Origin of the sequence: Virgibacillus sp. MG-45 (genome assembly GCF_036409425.1) — a bacterium.
Lineage (GTDB): Bacteria > Bacillota > Bacilli > Bacillales > Amphibacillaceae > LDC-1.
In genome coordinates, this window is record NZ_JAXOFU010000006.1 from 26,257 (window position 1) to 40,788 (window position 14,532).

General features: G+C 37.9%; 13 protein-coding genes. 5 read left to right on the forward strand and 8 right to left on the reverse strand.

Annotated features, from left to right (window positions below):
* Positions 1-75: 75 nt before the first annotated feature.
* On the reverse strand, positions 76-729 hold the full coding sequence (locus SPK86_RS08030; RefSeq protein ID WP_284140603.1) for a lysoplasmalogenase: 654 nt from the start codon (positions 727-729) through the stop codon (positions 76-78).
* A gap of 160 nt (positions 730-889) precedes the next feature.
* On the opposite strand from SPK86_RS08030, the gene SPK86_RS08035 reads away from it, so the two are divergent.
* On the forward strand, positions 890-1,498 hold the full coding sequence (locus tag SPK86_RS08035) for a YpjP family protein (protein WP_284140604.1): 609 nt from the start codon (positions 890-892) through the stop codon (positions 1,496-1,498).
* Between the two features lie 78 nt (positions 1,499-1,576).
* Here the strand turns inward: SPK86_RS08035 and SPK86_RS08040 are convergent, their stop codons facing one another.
* From SPK86_RS08040 to SPK86_RS08070, 7 genes are read right to left on the reverse strand one after another with little or no spacing between them, the layout of a single operon-like run.
* Positions 1,577-2,875 (reverse strand): hypothetical protein, encoded by a 1,299-nt coding sequence (locus tag SPK86_RS08040; RefSeq protein ID WP_330949056.1) that lies wholly within the window; start codon positions 2,873-2,875, stop codon positions 1,577-1,579.
* 5 nt (positions 2,876-2,880) lie between these two features.
* Entirely contained in the window at positions 2,881-3,564 is a 684-nt protein-coding gene (locus SPK86_RS08045; RefSeq protein WP_330949057.1) for a response regulator transcription factor, read from the reverse strand.
* A 5-nt stretch (positions 3,565-3,569) separates the two neighbouring features.
* Positions 3,570-4,340: a sensor histidine kinase gene (locus SPK86_RS08050; protein ID WP_330949058.1), complete on the reverse strand. Its 771-nt coding sequence runs from the start codon at positions 4,338-4,340 to the stop codon at positions 3,570-3,572.
* A gap of 56 nt (positions 4,341-4,396) precedes the next feature.
* Positions 4,397-5,395, reverse strand: a complete 999-nt coding sequence (locus tag SPK86_RS08055) for an ABC transporter ATP-binding protein (RefSeq protein WP_330949059.1) — start codon at positions 5,393-5,395, stop codon at positions 4,397-4,399.
* 24 nt (positions 5,396-5,419) lie between these two features.
* On the reverse strand, positions 5,420-6,391 hold the full coding sequence (locus tag SPK86_RS08060; protein WP_330949060.1) for an ABC transporter ATP-binding protein: 972 nt from the start codon (positions 6,389-6,391) through the stop codon (positions 5,420-5,422).
* Positions 6,392-6,405: 14 nt separating this feature from the next.
* The gene (locus SPK86_RS08065) at positions 6,406-7,326 is read right to left on the reverse strand and encodes an ABC transporter permease (protein ID WP_330949061.1); all 921 of its coding nucleotides are present in this window, start codon (positions 7,324-7,326) and stop codon (positions 6,406-6,408) included.
* A gap of 12 nt (positions 7,327-7,338) precedes the next feature.
* Positions 7,339-8,244 (reverse strand): ABC transporter permease, encoded by a 906-nt coding sequence (locus SPK86_RS08070; RefSeq protein WP_330949062.1) that lies wholly within the window; start codon positions 8,242-8,244, stop codon positions 7,339-7,341.
* 215 nt (positions 8,245-8,459) lie between these two features.
* On the opposite strand from SPK86_RS08070, the gene SPK86_RS08075 reads away from it, so the two are divergent.
* The 4 genes from SPK86_RS08075 (at position 8,460) to SPK86_RS08090 (ending at position 14,519) form a co-directional block, all read left to right on the forward strand.
* Positions 8,460-10,040, forward strand: coding sequence for a glutathione ABC transporter substrate-binding protein (locus tag SPK86_RS08075; protein ID WP_330949063.1), 1,581 nt, complete (start codon positions 8,460-8,462; stop codon positions 10,038-10,040).
* Positions 10,041-10,095: 55 nt separating this feature from the next.
* On the forward strand, positions 10,096-11,307 hold the full coding sequence (locus tag SPK86_RS08080) for an amidohydrolase (RefSeq protein WP_330949064.1): 1,212 nt from the start codon (positions 10,096-10,098) through the stop codon (positions 11,305-11,307).
* Between the two features lie 19 nt (positions 11,308-11,326).
* A complete protein-coding gene (locus tag SPK86_RS08085; protein WP_330949065.1) occupies positions 11,327-12,550 on the forward strand; it encodes an amidohydrolase in 1,224 nt (407 codons plus the stop codon).
* A 157-nt stretch (positions 12,551-12,707) separates the two neighbouring features.
* Complete coding sequence (locus SPK86_RS08090) at positions 12,708-14,519, forward strand: cation:proton antiporter (protein ID WP_330949066.1); 1,812 nt, start codon at positions 12,708-12,710, stop codon at positions 14,517-14,519.
* The last annotated feature ends 13 nt before the right edge of the window (positions 14,520-14,532 follow it).

Here is a 14,532-nt window from a genome sequence, read left to right on the forward strand (position 1 = left end):
TAAAAAGGAAGCCAAGGGAGAGTGTCCTACCACCACTGGCTTCCTTTTCTATGTGGTTGTTTTATATGTACACAGCTACCAAATAATCTGCTTACGTTTTCCACTTATTGTCCATAAACTATGGGCAATAAAAAACTGTGCTGCATAGTAAGTAAGCATAATTAATGAATCCGCATATTGGAGCGGAACGACAAATTTATTCCACGCTAAAATAGAATCCGAAATGACAAACAATAGGCTGCCAATGGTTGCCCATTTATTCCTTGTCATAATGGCTGTCCAAGCCATCACCGAAATGGTAAGCATGTAAAAAATGATTGGTAATATAAGTGATTGTTGTCCTTTATCCTGGACTGCCTCGATAATTTCTCGTCCAACGAGAAAGCCATAAATTCCAATTGGAACAATGGCTAGAAAACGTCCAATGGAGAACTTCCACTGCGTTATAAAACCAGCAATATAGAATAAGTGGCCAATTAAAAAGGCAGCCAGCCCGATAATAAACCAATGGATGGTAGCATCTCCGATCATACAGATAAATAATCCAATAAGAAGTAGCCGGTGTACAGGCTTTTTATTTTCATCCATCTTTGTTGCTGCATAATAAATAATCATGAGCATCGGAACAATTTTGAAAATGAGTTTTATGGCAAAAGGTTCAGCAGGAACGATATAAATATAAACAAGTCCCATAACAGCAATTAAAATGGGGAGACGATAAAGAATCAAAAGAATCCCTCCTTTATTTATATATAGAATGAAACGTGTACTATAGTCTAATTCGATACCTTTCTATCAATTCCCTCTAAAAATAGAATGAAAGTATGATAGACATTCGTCATAAAAGTGGTAAAATTTAAGTAAGGATCGATATATTGGGGGAATTCGTATGAAGCTCTGGATTAGAAAGATATTTGTTGCTTTTGTTGCAATTGTAACATTAGGAATGTATGTACCGCCAGCGGTACTAAATACGAATGCGGATGATAATAAGGATGCATTTGCTTCCAAGTCAAACTTCAACGAGACAGCCTCTCCTGTAAAGCTTGTCCATGAAGAGCAGGAGAAATCACAACTATCAGCCGTATTAACTGATACGGATTACCATATTATCGAGCTGACAGAAAAGGCTAGAGAGCAAGCAGTTGCGAAGTTAGGACCAAAAATAGCTAATCAAGTAGAGGACGAATTTACAACACTTATTTTACCAGCAATAGAGAATGTCTTAACTACGGTATTAACAGAGAATGAAGCGGCCGCTCCTTATTTTGCGATTTCTGAGCAGCCAGCTAAAGGACATGGCGAAAAAATCTTTCATGTATATGATGTGCGGAATGAAAAAGATATAGCTAGATTCCATGTTCGTCGTGATAACCGACCACAAGAAGGGTATTGGTTTAATTTTCATTATCATTTAAGTAAGGATAATTTTGAAACGCATCATGAAATCGGGGAAATTTATTGGGATAAGAATATCCCGCCAAATTGGATGACATAAATAGTAGACCAGGGATTTAGCGATAACTCGTTATTTCCCTGGTTTTTTAATACAAGATAATTTAGTTTAATAAAGAAATTATGAAATGCTTTTCCGATGTTCTTTAAAATGGGAAAGAAATGAAACAGCCACTGAAATAAGAAAGCTTATCCAAATGGCAGTAAGATAGCTCCCAGATAGGAAAATGAGAACTCCTGTACATGAAGCAATAAATATACCATAAACAGAGAGTGGATAAATACCTGTTTTGGAATAGATAACAAAGAGCATTGGTGCGATCATAGCACTATAAAGTATACCGAATAGAAAAATAATCTGAAATATATTTTCAGGCGAAATAAGGCTCACGAGCCATAAAACAAATAAAATAATAGCAACAATAAGATAGGATTGTTTATACTTCGTATGATCACTAGTTTTTGCTTTTTGATGGATGACATTGTTAACGATAAGCACTGTTGTAGCGTGAATTTCAGCTCCAACGGTTGATGTTGCTACGACAATACAAAAAGTAATAAACAGAATCGTCAACACAGGTGTTTGCAATAGTGAAACTAGTTCAAAGAAAATCGTCCCAGCATAGTCAAAGCTTTTATTAGATAGAGAAATTAGTGCCATCGATAAAAGTGCTAGTGGGATAGTGCCAAGGATCATCCCTGTGAGACTAAATGTAGCACGAGCCTTGCGTTTCTGCATAATACTTATTCGCTGCCAGGATACGCGATCAATCATTAGCATGCCAAATGTAATTAAAAACGAAGTCGCAATAAAGGAAATACTATCATGATTTTTCCAATAGAGAAGATAGGGGTGATATAGACGGACACCAGCATATACTGATTCGATTCCTTGTTGAATGAAAAAATATACAGGGATAAGAATAATACTTGAAAAAATAATCGTTACTTTTAATGGCTCAAGTTTTAATATGCGTTTTAATCCACCTAATCCGGCATAAATAAAGCAAGCGAGATAAAACAGTGCTTGGCTAATTGCTATAGGAATCGGAAACAAAACCTCGAGCATAATATGAATACCAAAAGCTTGAATTAGCAGTGCCCCAAAGCTTGCAAATAAGATGATATGCATCATCAATCTATGACTGATTCCATTCGTCTTTTGATGGATGATATCTCCAATTGTATCAAACGTTGGATATTTTATTTGAGTTGTTCCAGCAATAAAACCAAATAGTATAAAAGCAAGTGCGCTTGTTAAAATATAACCAATAATGCCAAGTAACCCATACTTTATTAGCATTTCAGAAATGTAAATCAACATAATGATAGAAACCCATCTTGATAATAAAGTAAGCACTCCAAAAGATGCTCCAAGAGAGGTGCTACCTTTTACATAGTCCTTGTACAATTTACTCATTTTCTTCACTGCTTCCTTCGATATTCACGTGGGGTTACACCAGCTTCCTTTTTAAATAAAGAACTAAAATAGTGCTGGCTGCTAAACCCGCAATTTTCTGCTACATAAGCAATGGAACTATGCTGTTTTTCTTCTAGCATGCGTTTTGCCATTTTAATTCGAAATTTGTTCAAGTAATCGGGAAAGCTCATTTGAAGCTCTTCGTTAAACTTTCTACTTAAGTATGCATGGCTAACATGGATCTGATTCGCAATATCCGTTAATGTTAGCTTTGTTCCATAGTCTTGATGGATAAGTTCGATAGCTTGGCTAATTACATCTGAATATGCTGTTTGAGGAATGTATGGTTGGATGATTTCTATTAATTCAGATTCCACAATTGGTTTTGTAATATAATCCTCTACTTGTATACGTAATGCTTGCTGTGCGTATTCAAATGATTGAAAGGCCGTTACCATAATTACTTTTGTGTTGGATGATTTTTTTAACATTTCAGCTAGTTCTAACCCGGATCTGCCAGGTAACTGAATATCTAAAAATGCAAGATGAATCGTATTCTTTTTGATGATATTCATTGCCTCAGAAACATCCTGTACTTTATAGATTGGTTGGTTATGAAAATATGGCTGTAATAAATATTCTAATTGCTCTAATTCTAATTTTTCATCATCTACTAATAGGATGTTCATCAAAGTTACTCCTTTCTGTTAGGTGGAAGCTGTATCGGCCATTCCATGAATACCTTCGTTCCGTCTGAATTATCAAAAAGTTTTAATTGAATCGTATTGTTTGGATAAAGTAGGTGCAGTCGGTCTTTTATATTTTTTAATCCGATTCCTTTCTTCTCATCTGCCAGTTCAGGAAGCCGCTGTGTAGGCATGGAACCTTTACTGTTCCAAACCTCTAATTGAATGGTTTCTGAATAAGGCTTGATCGTAATGATTAATTGCGCTTTTCCTTCATATTTTTCAAAACTATGCTTAAAGCAGTTTTCTGTAAAGGTTTGAATAACAAAGGTTGGGATCATCATTGGTAATGTATCGGGATGGGCATCAATTGTAACGTGCAGTCGATCACCAAACCGTAGCTTCTGAATATCTAAATAGTATTTTGTGTACAATAGTTCTTCTTCGATAGTTGCTAAAGAGCTGCTAATAACATATTTACGCTTTAAAAACTTGGAAAGCGTTTCAACCGCATGAATTAGCTCTGTTTTTCGATTGAGTCTAGCTAAGCCAGTTATGATGTTCAGTGTATTAAAGAAAAAGTGTGGCTGAATTTTTTGGCTTAAAATTTCGAATTTGCTTTTTTGCAGCTCTTGTTCTAGGACGAGTTTGTTTGTTTGTGTTTCGAGTGCCTCCATCTTTTTCTCAAAAATAAATAAAAATAGTATAGTAAAAGCTCCTATGAGAGGAGCTAGTACACAAATTGTAATATATAAAGAAAGGGTTTCATGACTAATCATTTTGCAAGCTTCCCTTATTCATTTTTTTAATAATTAATTATACAGTATACCGCCTTTTAATTAAAGAGCATTTTTTCAGCATAATGACAACTTACCATATGATTCGTTTCCCCGACTTTTCTTAACTCCGGCTCCACATTTTTGCAATGATCATCTGCAAATGGACATCTCGTATGGAATCGACAGCCAGATGGCGGGTCAATCGGTGAAGGAACATCTCCCTTGATTTGAATCTTTTCTCGCTTTACATCGAGGTCAGGAATGGGAATTGCTGAAAGTAAAGCCTTTGTATAAGGATGCTGTGGATTATCAAACAAATCCTGTTTTTCAGCAATTTCTACAATCTTCCCTAAGTACATAACCATCACTCGGTCAGAGATATGTCGAACAACACTCAGATCGTGGGAAATAAATAAATAGGTTAAGCCGAATTTACGTTGTAGCTTTTTTAATAGATTTAAGATTTGGGCTTGAATTGATACGTCAAGTGCAGAAACTGCTTCGTCACATACGATGATTTTTGGATTTACGGATAACGCTCTTGCAATTCCAATACGCTGACGTTGTCCACCACTAAATTCATGTGGCAATCTTTCCAATGCATCGGCAGGAAGTCCGACAAGTGACATTAGCTCTAGCATACGGTCTTCTCGCTTCGACTTATCCAGAACTTGTTGTATTTCCATGGCTTCATTTAACATACTTCGAATCGTTTGTCTTGGGTTAAGTGATGCAAATGGATCCTGGAAAATAACTTGAATGTCGCCTCGAACTTTTTTGAGCTCTTTTTTGGAAAGCCTTGCAAGATCAACATTTTGGTATAACACTTCTCCCTCTGTAGGTTCATCTAAGCGTAAAATTGCTCTTCCAGTTGTGGATTTTCCGCACCCAGATTCTCCGACAATGCTTAAGGTTGTCCCTTTTTCTAATGTAAAAGATATATCATCAACAGCCTTTACATATTTTTTGGCTTCAAATAGCTTTTCTTTTTTTACTGGAAAGTATTGCTTTAATTGTTTTACTTCCAAAAGAGTCTTGGGTTCATTATTTTCCATTTGTTATGTCTCCCTTCCATTAGGTTACTCTTCCTGATATTCGAAACAACGTACTTGATAACGGTCATATTCGATTAATTCTGGATGCTCCTGTGAGCATGCGGCAGTTGCTATCGGGCAACGTGCAGCAAATTTACAGCCAGTATGTGAAGTAAACGGACTTGGAATACTTCCTTTCATCGCAATTAATTCGTCCTGATCCTCGTGTATTTTTGGCAAAGAATTTAAAAGCCCTTTCGTATAAGGGTGCTTTGGTCTTCGGAATAGCTCCTCTGTTGTTGATTGTTCAACAATCTCTCCTGCATACATAACAGCAACACGGTCACATGTTTCCGCAACAACACCTAAATCATGGGTAATAAATATGATTGCCATGTTTAAGTCTTGTTGTAGCTTTTTCATTAACTCAATAATTTGTGATTGGATAGTTACATCTAGTGCAGTTGTCGGCTCATCAGCAATGAGTAGTGCAGGCTTACAAGCAAGTGCCATCGCTATCATAACGCGCTGCCGCATTCCACCACTTAACTGAAATGGCTCCTGCTGGGCTCTTTTTTCTGGAGAAGGAATGCCAACTAGCCGAAGCATCTCAATGCTTTTTTCTTTTGCCTCCTTTTTGTTTAACCCCTGATGTTCACGAATCGTTTCTGCGATTTGTTCGCCAATCGAAATAACGGGGTTTAACGAGGTCATCGGTTCTTGAAAAATCATCGATATTTGATTGCCGCGTATCTTTCGCAATTGTTTTTCACTTTTGGATAGGAGCTCCTCGCCATTTAATGTAATCGAGCCATCAACAATCTTTCCAGCAGCAGGCAATAGCTGCAAAATAGAAAGGGAGGTCATGCTTTTTCCGCAACCGGATTCTCCTACAATGCCTAATGTTTCGCCTTTATATACTGTTAAATCGATTCCATCTACAACTCGACCGACACCTTTTTTTGTTATAAAATGCGTTTTTAAACCTTTAATATCTAATACTTTATCTGCAGTCATATTTCTCTTCCTTTCTAATTAATGTCAATGCGTCGGTTAAAGAACTTATATAAAATGTCAACAAACAAGTTCACAATTACAAAAACTAAGGAAGCAACAAGCACACCACCTTGAACCATTGGTATATCACGCATGCGAATGGATTCTACGATCAGGCGACCTAACCCATTAATGGCAAAAATGGATTCCACAAGAACGGTACCGCCAAGCAATGCACCAAATTGAAGACCGACCACGGTAATAACAGGAATAAGTGCATTACTGAGGGCGTGCTTATAAACGACAAGGCTACTACGGAGTCCTTTTGCTTTCGCTGTTCGAATATAGTCCTGTCTAACTACTTCGAGCATGCTTGAGCGTGTCATTCTAGCAACAATTGCTGCCCCACCAGTGCCTAAAGTGAGAGCAGGAAGGATCATATGCTTGATGCTGTCCCAGCCTGCTACTGGGAGCCATTGTAATTCAACAGAAAAGATGTACATAAGGATTAAGCCTAACCAAAAGCTAGGAAATGAAATTCCTAATAAGGCAACAACCATAACTGACATGTCTGAAAAGGAATAAGGCTTGATTGCAGAAATAATTCCTGCAGTGACTCCAAGAAGGACAGTAATTAACGTACTATAAAAGGCAAGTTCTACTGTAATTGGCAGTCGGACCATAATCTCATCTAATACGGGCTGTTGGTTTTTTAACGAAACACCAAAATCTCCTTGAATAATCCCTTTCATGTATTCTAAATATTGAACATAAAGCGGTTGATCAAGTCCATATTCTGTTCTTAAAGCCTCAACGGTTTCTTTGGAGGCGCCTTCTCCTGCAAGAACTTGCGCAGTATCTCCAGGTACCATTTGCATGATCAGAAATACAACTAAAGTAACCCCGATGATAACGGGGATTGTTTGCAACAATCTTTTAATAAAAAATAACACCATTTAAATAGCCTCCTATGATTTCATTCTCGGATCTAAAGCATCCCGTAATCCATCTCCAAATAAATTAAAGCCCATCACAAGAATGGCAATCGTGAGCCCTGGAAAAATGGCGATGTATGGGGCGCTGAATAAAAAGTCTCGCCCACTTGAAAGCATCGTTCCCCACTCTGGAGAAGGAGGTTGAGCTCCTAATCCAAGAAACGACAATCCTGCTGCAGATAAAATTGCAGTAGCAAGTCGTAATGTTCCTTGGATAATTAATGGGGATAAAATATTAGGAAGAATATGCCTAAAAATAATGATTCGATCACTTGCGCCAAGGGATCGAATCGCATCGATGTATTCAAGATTGCGAACCTCCATTGTTGATCCACGTGCAATTCGTGCAAATAATGGGATAGAAAAAACACCTACGGCAATGGTGACATTAATCAAGCTAGGACCTAATGCACTTACAATTGCCAAGGCTAATAGAATTCCAGGAAAAGCAAGCATTACATCCAAAATCCTGCTAATGATGGAGTCTGTTGTCTTTCCATAGTAACCAGCGATCAAACCCATAATAATTCCAAAAAAGGCTCCAAACAAAACGGCAGCAAAGCCAACTCCCATGGAAAGACGAGAGCCATAAATAATTCTGCTTAATATGTCCCTTCCTTTATCATCCGTCCCCATCCAATGCTCTAAAGAAGGGGCCTGTAGCTTGTTTTTTAAATCAATTGCAAAAGGATCAAACGGAGCGATAAGTGGTGCGAATAATGCGATGAAAATATAGAAAAGAATAATTAATCCACCTATTGTCGCAATCTTGTTTTTAAAAATTGTAGTTAAAAAATCAGCATACTTTTCCCTTCTCTTTTGTTTACGTAATGAATGAAGGGAAGTATGTCCTTGAAGCTCTTTTGCATCTGCTTCCATATAGTTATCCTCCTTTTTATATGTTCTACAATAGAAACGAAAAATGATTTGTAATAAATTTAAAGATAGAAGATACGGAATATATGTGCAATCGGTTTTTTCTAAATTGTCAAAATTCCACAAAATAGAGTTAAGATTTTATAAAAAAATCAGAAATTTTTCTTTTATAATATTCGATAAGGTAAAAGCCTAATAAGAAAAGGGGAGTGTATAATATGCGTCGAAAGAATGGTAGAAAGAAATTTTTTAGTTTCATTATTTTATTGATCATGCTCGTATTTACGCTACAGGCATGTTCTACTGGTAGTTCAGAAGACGAAGGAGCTGCTACAGAAAAAACCGGTGGAGCAAAAGAAGGAGGAACGTTACGCATTGTAACGTTGTCTGATGCAACCAATCTAGATCCACACTTTATTACAAACATTCCAACTGCAAATATTCTTTATCAAAAGGTTTATGAAACGCTTGTAACTTTTGATAAAGACATGAACATCGTTCCAAAGCTTGCAAAAGAGTGGAAACAGGTAAATGATACAACATGGGAGTTTTCTTTAAATGAGGGTGTAGCGTTTCATGATGGAACCCCATTTAATGCCGAGGCTGTAAAGGTAACATTTGATCGCTTGCTTGACCCAGAAACAGGATCACCACAACGAGATAAGGTAAGTATGATTAAAGAGGTAAAGGTTGTCGATGATACAACCGTGCAATTGATTTTAGACAAGCCTTATGCGCCACTACTATCTATCCTGGCAAGTCAGGAAGCAAGCATTATTAGTCCAAAGGCAATTGAAGCTGGTGGAGAATCTTTATCCAAAAATCCGGTTGGAACAGGCCCATTTACATTTGATACTTGGAATTCTGGAAAAGATATTACCTTATCAAAGAATGATGCATATTGGGGTGAAAAAGCAAAAGTCGATAAGGTTGTATTTGAAGTAGTGCCAGAGGATGCGACAAGACTTGCGATGCTAGAAACTGGAGAAGCCCATATTACTGATCAAGTACCAATTGCAGATATTGACCGTATCGACGCATCAGATAGCATGAAGCTTCATCGCATCGAAGGGCTTGCAGTTGAATATGTTGGATTTAATACAAGAGATGAACCGTTTTCTGATATTAATTTACGAAAAGCTGTAAGTCATGCGATTGAAAGAGAAGCAATCATTGATGGGATTTACAATAATGTTGGAACACTAGCTAATTCAGCGATGAGTCCGAATGTGTTTGGATATAGTGAAAATGTAAAAGCTTATGATTATGATATTAATAAAGCAAAAGAATTGATGGCAAAAAGCGGTGTGAAAGAAGGAACAAAGGTTACTTTAATTACAAGTGACCGAAAAGAACGTATTGATATGGCCGAGGTTATTCAATCACAGCTCAAAGGAATTGGCTTAGATGTCGAAATTCAAGTGTTAGAATACGGGGCTTTTATTGATGCGTTGGACAGCGGAAAAAACGATATGTTCATTAGTGGATGGGGAAATGCTACTGGTGATGGAGATTATAACCAGTACAATTTATTCCACTCTGATTCACACGGGGCTGCTGGAAACACATTCTTCTACACAAATAGTGAAGTAGATAATATTATTACCGAGGCACGTAAAACAACAAATGATGAAGAGCGAAAGAAAATGTATGAAAAAGCTCAGCAAATTGAAATGGAAAGTGCGGTTTACGTTCCTATCCGTAATTACGAACAATTAGCAGTAACGAGTAAAGATGTACAAGGCTTTTGGCTTAGTCCAGTTGGATACTTGATGATCGGATCTGCTACAGTTAAATAAATCATCTAATTAGAGGAAGGAGACTTCCTCTAATTAATTGAGAGGAGTAGTGTTCATGGGGAAATTGCTTATACAGAACGCTCGATTGGAGTGTGGATTTCAAGAATATGCGGATCGCGCAACAGCTACACTAACAGAACAAAAGGATATTCTCCTAGAAAACGGCAAAATAAAAGAAATCAGTGACCAGATCAACCCAGTTCAAGATGTAGCAACTTTAGATGTAAAAGGACAGCTTATCTTACCGAGCTTTCGAGAAATGCATATTCATATTGATAAAACATATTTTGGCGGTCCTTGGAAAGCATGTAAGCCGATTACAAATGGAATTCTCACTAGAATTGAGGAAGAAGAAAAGTTGCTTCCAAAGCAGCTAGAAGTAGCAGAAGCGCGTGCGGATTTAGTTGTAAAGCATTTGATTAATCAAGGACATACACATATTCGTACCCACTGTAATATTGATCCTGCGATAGGCTTAGAAAACTTGGCAATCACGGTTCGAGTATTAGAAAAGTATAGCGAACAAATAACATACGATATCGTTGCTTTTCCGCAGCATGGGCTTCTACGAAGTAATGTGGAGCAGCTTATGCGTGAGGCAATGAAAAAGGGAGCTACCTTAGTTGGTGGGGTTGACCCTGCAACAATTGATCGTCATCTTGATCAATCGTTAGAATTGATGTTTGATATTGCCAAGGAGGCTAAGGCAGGACTCGATATCCATTTGCATGATCCAGATACATTAGGTGCGTTTACATTTTCTAAGCTTGCTACTCTTACACATAAACATGGACTAGAAGGAAACGTAACAATTAGTCATGGGATTGCATTAGGGGATTTAGTTGGAGAAGAGTTAATAGATATGATGGAAGTTTTAAAGAAAGCAGCCATTGACGTCACAACAACTGTGCCAATAAATCGTCCAACGATTCCGATTCTCACATTGGATGAGAATGGTGTTTCTGTATCCGTTGGTCATGATAGTTTAACAGATCACTGGAGTCCATTCGGTACAGGGAATACGGTAGAAAAACTCCATATTCTTGCAGAGCGTTTTCGAATTATTGATGAAAAACGGTTAAGTCAATTATGGAAATTTGCAAGTGGAGGAATTCGCCCGTTAAATTTAGCAGGAGAACAAGTATGGCCAAAGGTTGGAGATGCTGCAAACATGGTAGTCGTTGCAGCAAGCTGCTCAGCAGAAGCTGTGGCAAGACAAGGAAAGGTGCTTCATACCATCTCTAATGGAAATGTAATATCCGACTAATTAGCAAAGGTAGGGTTGTATGATGGAAGCAAAATGGTTATTAAATGTAAAATTAGAAACCGGTTCCTATACCGATGAAGAGAATTATTCCTATACGGAAACAAATCTATTTCATTTGAGGATTGAAGCGGGGAAAATCACGGCGATCCTTGAGAAAACAGAAGAATTACCACATGATGGACTCGATCGAAAGGACATGGGAGGCTTGCTTGCTGTTCCTACTTTTAAAGAAATGCATAATCATCTTGATAAAACATATATGGGATTAGGATGGCGTTCTAGTAGACCGGTGAAAAATTTAAAGCAACGACTTAAATATGAAGCAGAAGAGTTGAAGGAACTTGCTCCGAGTACAAAGGCTCGTGCAAGTAGGATGATTGAAACGCTACTATCGAACGGTTCAACTCATATCCGCACACATATTAATATAGATCCATATATTGGATTGAAAAATTTAGAAGGAGTACTTGCTGCACTTGAAGAATATAAAGGTCGTGTTACCTCCGAAGTAATTGCTTTTCCACAACACGGCTTGCTTCGAGAAAATGTTCCAGCTCTAATGCGAGAAGCAATGCGCTCAGGAGCAACGATGGTTGGTGGATTGGATCCTGCGGGAATTGATCAAGCGGTGGAAGAATCGCTTTATACAACAATGGATATTGCTACAGAATTTAATGTGGATGTCGATATTCACTTACATGATGATGGCCATGTGGGCTGGTATACGATAGATAAATGGTTGGATATTGTAGAGGAGGCTGGCTGGAAGGGAAGAAGTGCAATAAGTCATGCTTTTTGCATTGGTCAAATCCCTACTGCGCGAGCGCATGCACTTGCAGATAGATTAAAAGAGCAGGATGTTCGCATTATGTCAACGATACCATTGACAAAGACATTACCACCAATTGAGCTATTAGATCAGCATGGTGTTCAAGTTCATTTAGGGTGTGATGGCTTTTATGATTCTTGGAGTCCGCTTGGAACGGGAGATGTTTTAGAAAAAGCAACGACCTTTTGTGAAATTTCTGGAAGAAAAGATGAGATTCAAATTGCTCAATCGTTAAAGTGGATTACCAATGGAATTACACCATTAAATGAAGCTGGGGAAAAAGTATGGCCGAACGTACAGGATCAAGCCGATTTTGTGTTTGTTGATGCCGCTTCCTCGGCAGAGATGATTGCAAGAAAGGTTCCAAGAAAAGCAGTAATGATGAATGGAGCTTTTGTTTACCCTTTATCATAAATCGTATGAAATAAACCCACAGAGGATGCTGCACACTCTCTGTGGGTTTGCTTTTTTTTGGATTTTTTGATTAGGTAATCATTCGTTTTTTTGATAAACTATTAAGCATAATCTAAAATACAAAGTTGAATATATTCTACATATAGAAGGTGAATAGATGGAAGAATTAGCATTAATAAGCATTGTAGTCATACTAGGGCTAGGAATCTTTTCACAGTGGCTTGCTTGGCGAATTCAATGGCCATCTATTGTAATTATGTCGATAGCAGGGCTGTTAATCGGACCGATATTAGGATGGATGAATCCACAAGAGGCGCTAGGAGGTTTATATAGTCCACTTATTTCCTTAGCTGTAGCAGTGATTTTATTCGAAGGAAGCTCTAGTCTAGATATTCGAGAAATCAAAGGGGTATCTAAATCGGTTTTTAGAATTGTTACGGTTGGCGCTTTTATAGCTTGGATTCTAGGATCATTAGCTGCCCACTTTATTGCGGGTTTAAACTTAGAGATTTCCTTTATTATTGGTGGTCTATTTGTTGTAACAGGCCCTACGGTTATTATTCCATTACTTCGGAATGCAAAGCTAAAACCCCGTACAGCAGCCGTGCTCAAATGGGAAGGAATTATTGTCGATCCAGCGGGTCCTTTACTTGCGCTTTTTGCATATGAGGTAATTAAAGTAATGACAAACGAACATCTCAGCATGGATTACTTGCTGCAGTTTTTTGGTGGAGCCATACTTGCTGTTATTCTCGGTTATGTTATTGGGTTGATCATAAGTATCATGGCTAGTAAAGGGATGTTTCCGGAATATTTAAAGTCGCCAATTATTTTAGCGTTTGTTTTGCTCTGCTTTACCATTGCTGAAGTGATTATGCATGAAACAGGAATGCTTGCTGTAACGGTTATGGGTCTTACATTAGGTCGGACAAGAAAATACGTCTCCTCGATCGGAAATATTAGTCACTTTGTAGAGAATATTTCTGTCATGCTTACCTCAACCGTGTTTATTCTATTAACTGCTTCTTTACCACGGGAAACCATTGCCCAAATCTTTACCCTCCCAATTCTTGGCTTTGTACTCGCGATGCTGTTCATCGTACGTCCATTATCGATTTGGCTGCCAACAATCGGCACAGAGCTTACAAGGGCAGAAAAGACCTTAATTGGTTGGATAGCGCCAAGAGGGATTGTTGCTTTGACCGTCTCGGCTTATTTCGCTACGATACTAATGAATGACGGCTACGAGGATGCTTCTTTATTAACTGCTTTAACCTTTGCTCTTGTATTTATTACCGTATGTGCACATGGTTTTTCTTTAGGGCCGATAGCGAAAAAGTTAGGACTAGCAAATAATGAACCACCTGGTGTATTAATTGTAGGTGCAAGTAGCTTTTCGATTGCCATGGCCACATATTTACAAAAAATGGGGATTCCTGTACTAATTGCTGATTCATCGGGTGGTAGACTACAACCAGCGATTGATAAAGGGGTACAAACCTACCATGGTGAAATTTTATCGGAGCACGCCCAATTTGAAGCAGACCTCACCCCCTATGAAACGATTTTAGCAATGACAGGGGATAAATCTTATAATGCGCTTGTGGTGCAATCATTTGCACCTGAATTCGGGTATCATAATACATTTTCTTTACCATCTGTTTCATATCAACAAGTTGGACAAAAGGACTTACCCGTATCTGTAAAGACACGGTTGCTATTTGATGAACAGGCAACCTTTCCAGAGTTAAATCGAAAAATAAATACAACCTATTCGTTAACGACAATTCATATTGATGATAAAGCAAAAGTGGTGCAACCTTTATTAGCGGAGTCAGATATCCCGTTATTTATTAAGAAAAAGAATGCCGTGATATCCTTTGTCACGCTGCGTAAGAAATTACCATTGGATGAAGGAGATCAACTCGTACTATTAAGAAAAGAAACGAACGACGTGCGTTTTAATTAGCGATAAAAAAGGG

What these genes read in the sequence shown, in the direction of transcription:
- SPK86_RS08035 (WP_284140604.1), top strand. Translation starts at nt 890, where the DNA reads ATGAAGCTCTGGATTAGAAAGATATTTGTTGCTTTTGTTGCAATTGTA.
- SPK86_RS08040 (WP_330949056.1), bottom strand. Translation starts at nt 2,875, where the DNA reads ATGAGTAAATTGTACAAGGACTATGTAAAAGGTAGCACCTCTCTTGGA.
- SPK86_RS08045 (WP_330949057.1), bottom strand. Translation starts at nt 3,564, where the DNA reads ATGAACATCCTATTAGTAGATGATGAAAAATTAGAATTAGAGCAATTA.
- SPK86_RS08050 (WP_330949058.1), bottom strand. Translation starts at nt 4,340, where the DNA reads ATGATTAGTCATGAAACCCTTTCTTTATATATTACAATTTGTGTACTA.
- SPK86_RS08055 (WP_330949059.1), bottom strand. Translation starts at nt 5,395, where the DNA reads ATGGAAAATAATGAACCCAAGACTCTTTTGGAAGTAAAACAATTAAAG.
- SPK86_RS08060 (WP_330949060.1), bottom strand. Translation starts at nt 6,391, where the DNA reads ATGACTGCAGATAAAGTATTAGATATTAAAGGTTTAAAAACGCATTTT.
- SPK86_RS08065 (WP_330949061.1), bottom strand. Translation starts at nt 7,326, where the DNA reads ATGGTGTTATTTTTTATTAAAAGATTGTTGCAAACAATCCCCGTTATC.
- SPK86_RS08070 (WP_330949062.1), bottom strand. Translation starts at nt 8,244, where the DNA reads ATGGAAGCAGATGCAAAAGAGCTTCAAGGACATACTTCCCTTCATTCA.
- SPK86_RS08075 (WP_330949063.1), top strand. Translation starts at nt 8,460, where the DNA reads ATGCGTCGAAAGAATGGTAGAAAGAAATTTTTTAGTTTCATTATTTTA.
- SPK86_RS08080 (WP_330949064.1), top strand. Translation starts at nt 10,096, where the DNA reads ATGGGGAAATTGCTTATACAGAACGCTCGATTGGAGTGTGGATTTCAA.
- SPK86_RS08085 (WP_330949065.1), top strand. Translation starts at nt 11,327, where the DNA reads ATGATGGAAGCAAAATGGTTATTAAATGTAAAATTAGAAACCGGTTCC.
- SPK86_RS08090 (WP_330949066.1), top strand. Translation starts at nt 12,708, where the DNA reads ATGGAAGAATTAGCATTAATAAGCATTGTAGTCATACTAGGGCTAGGA.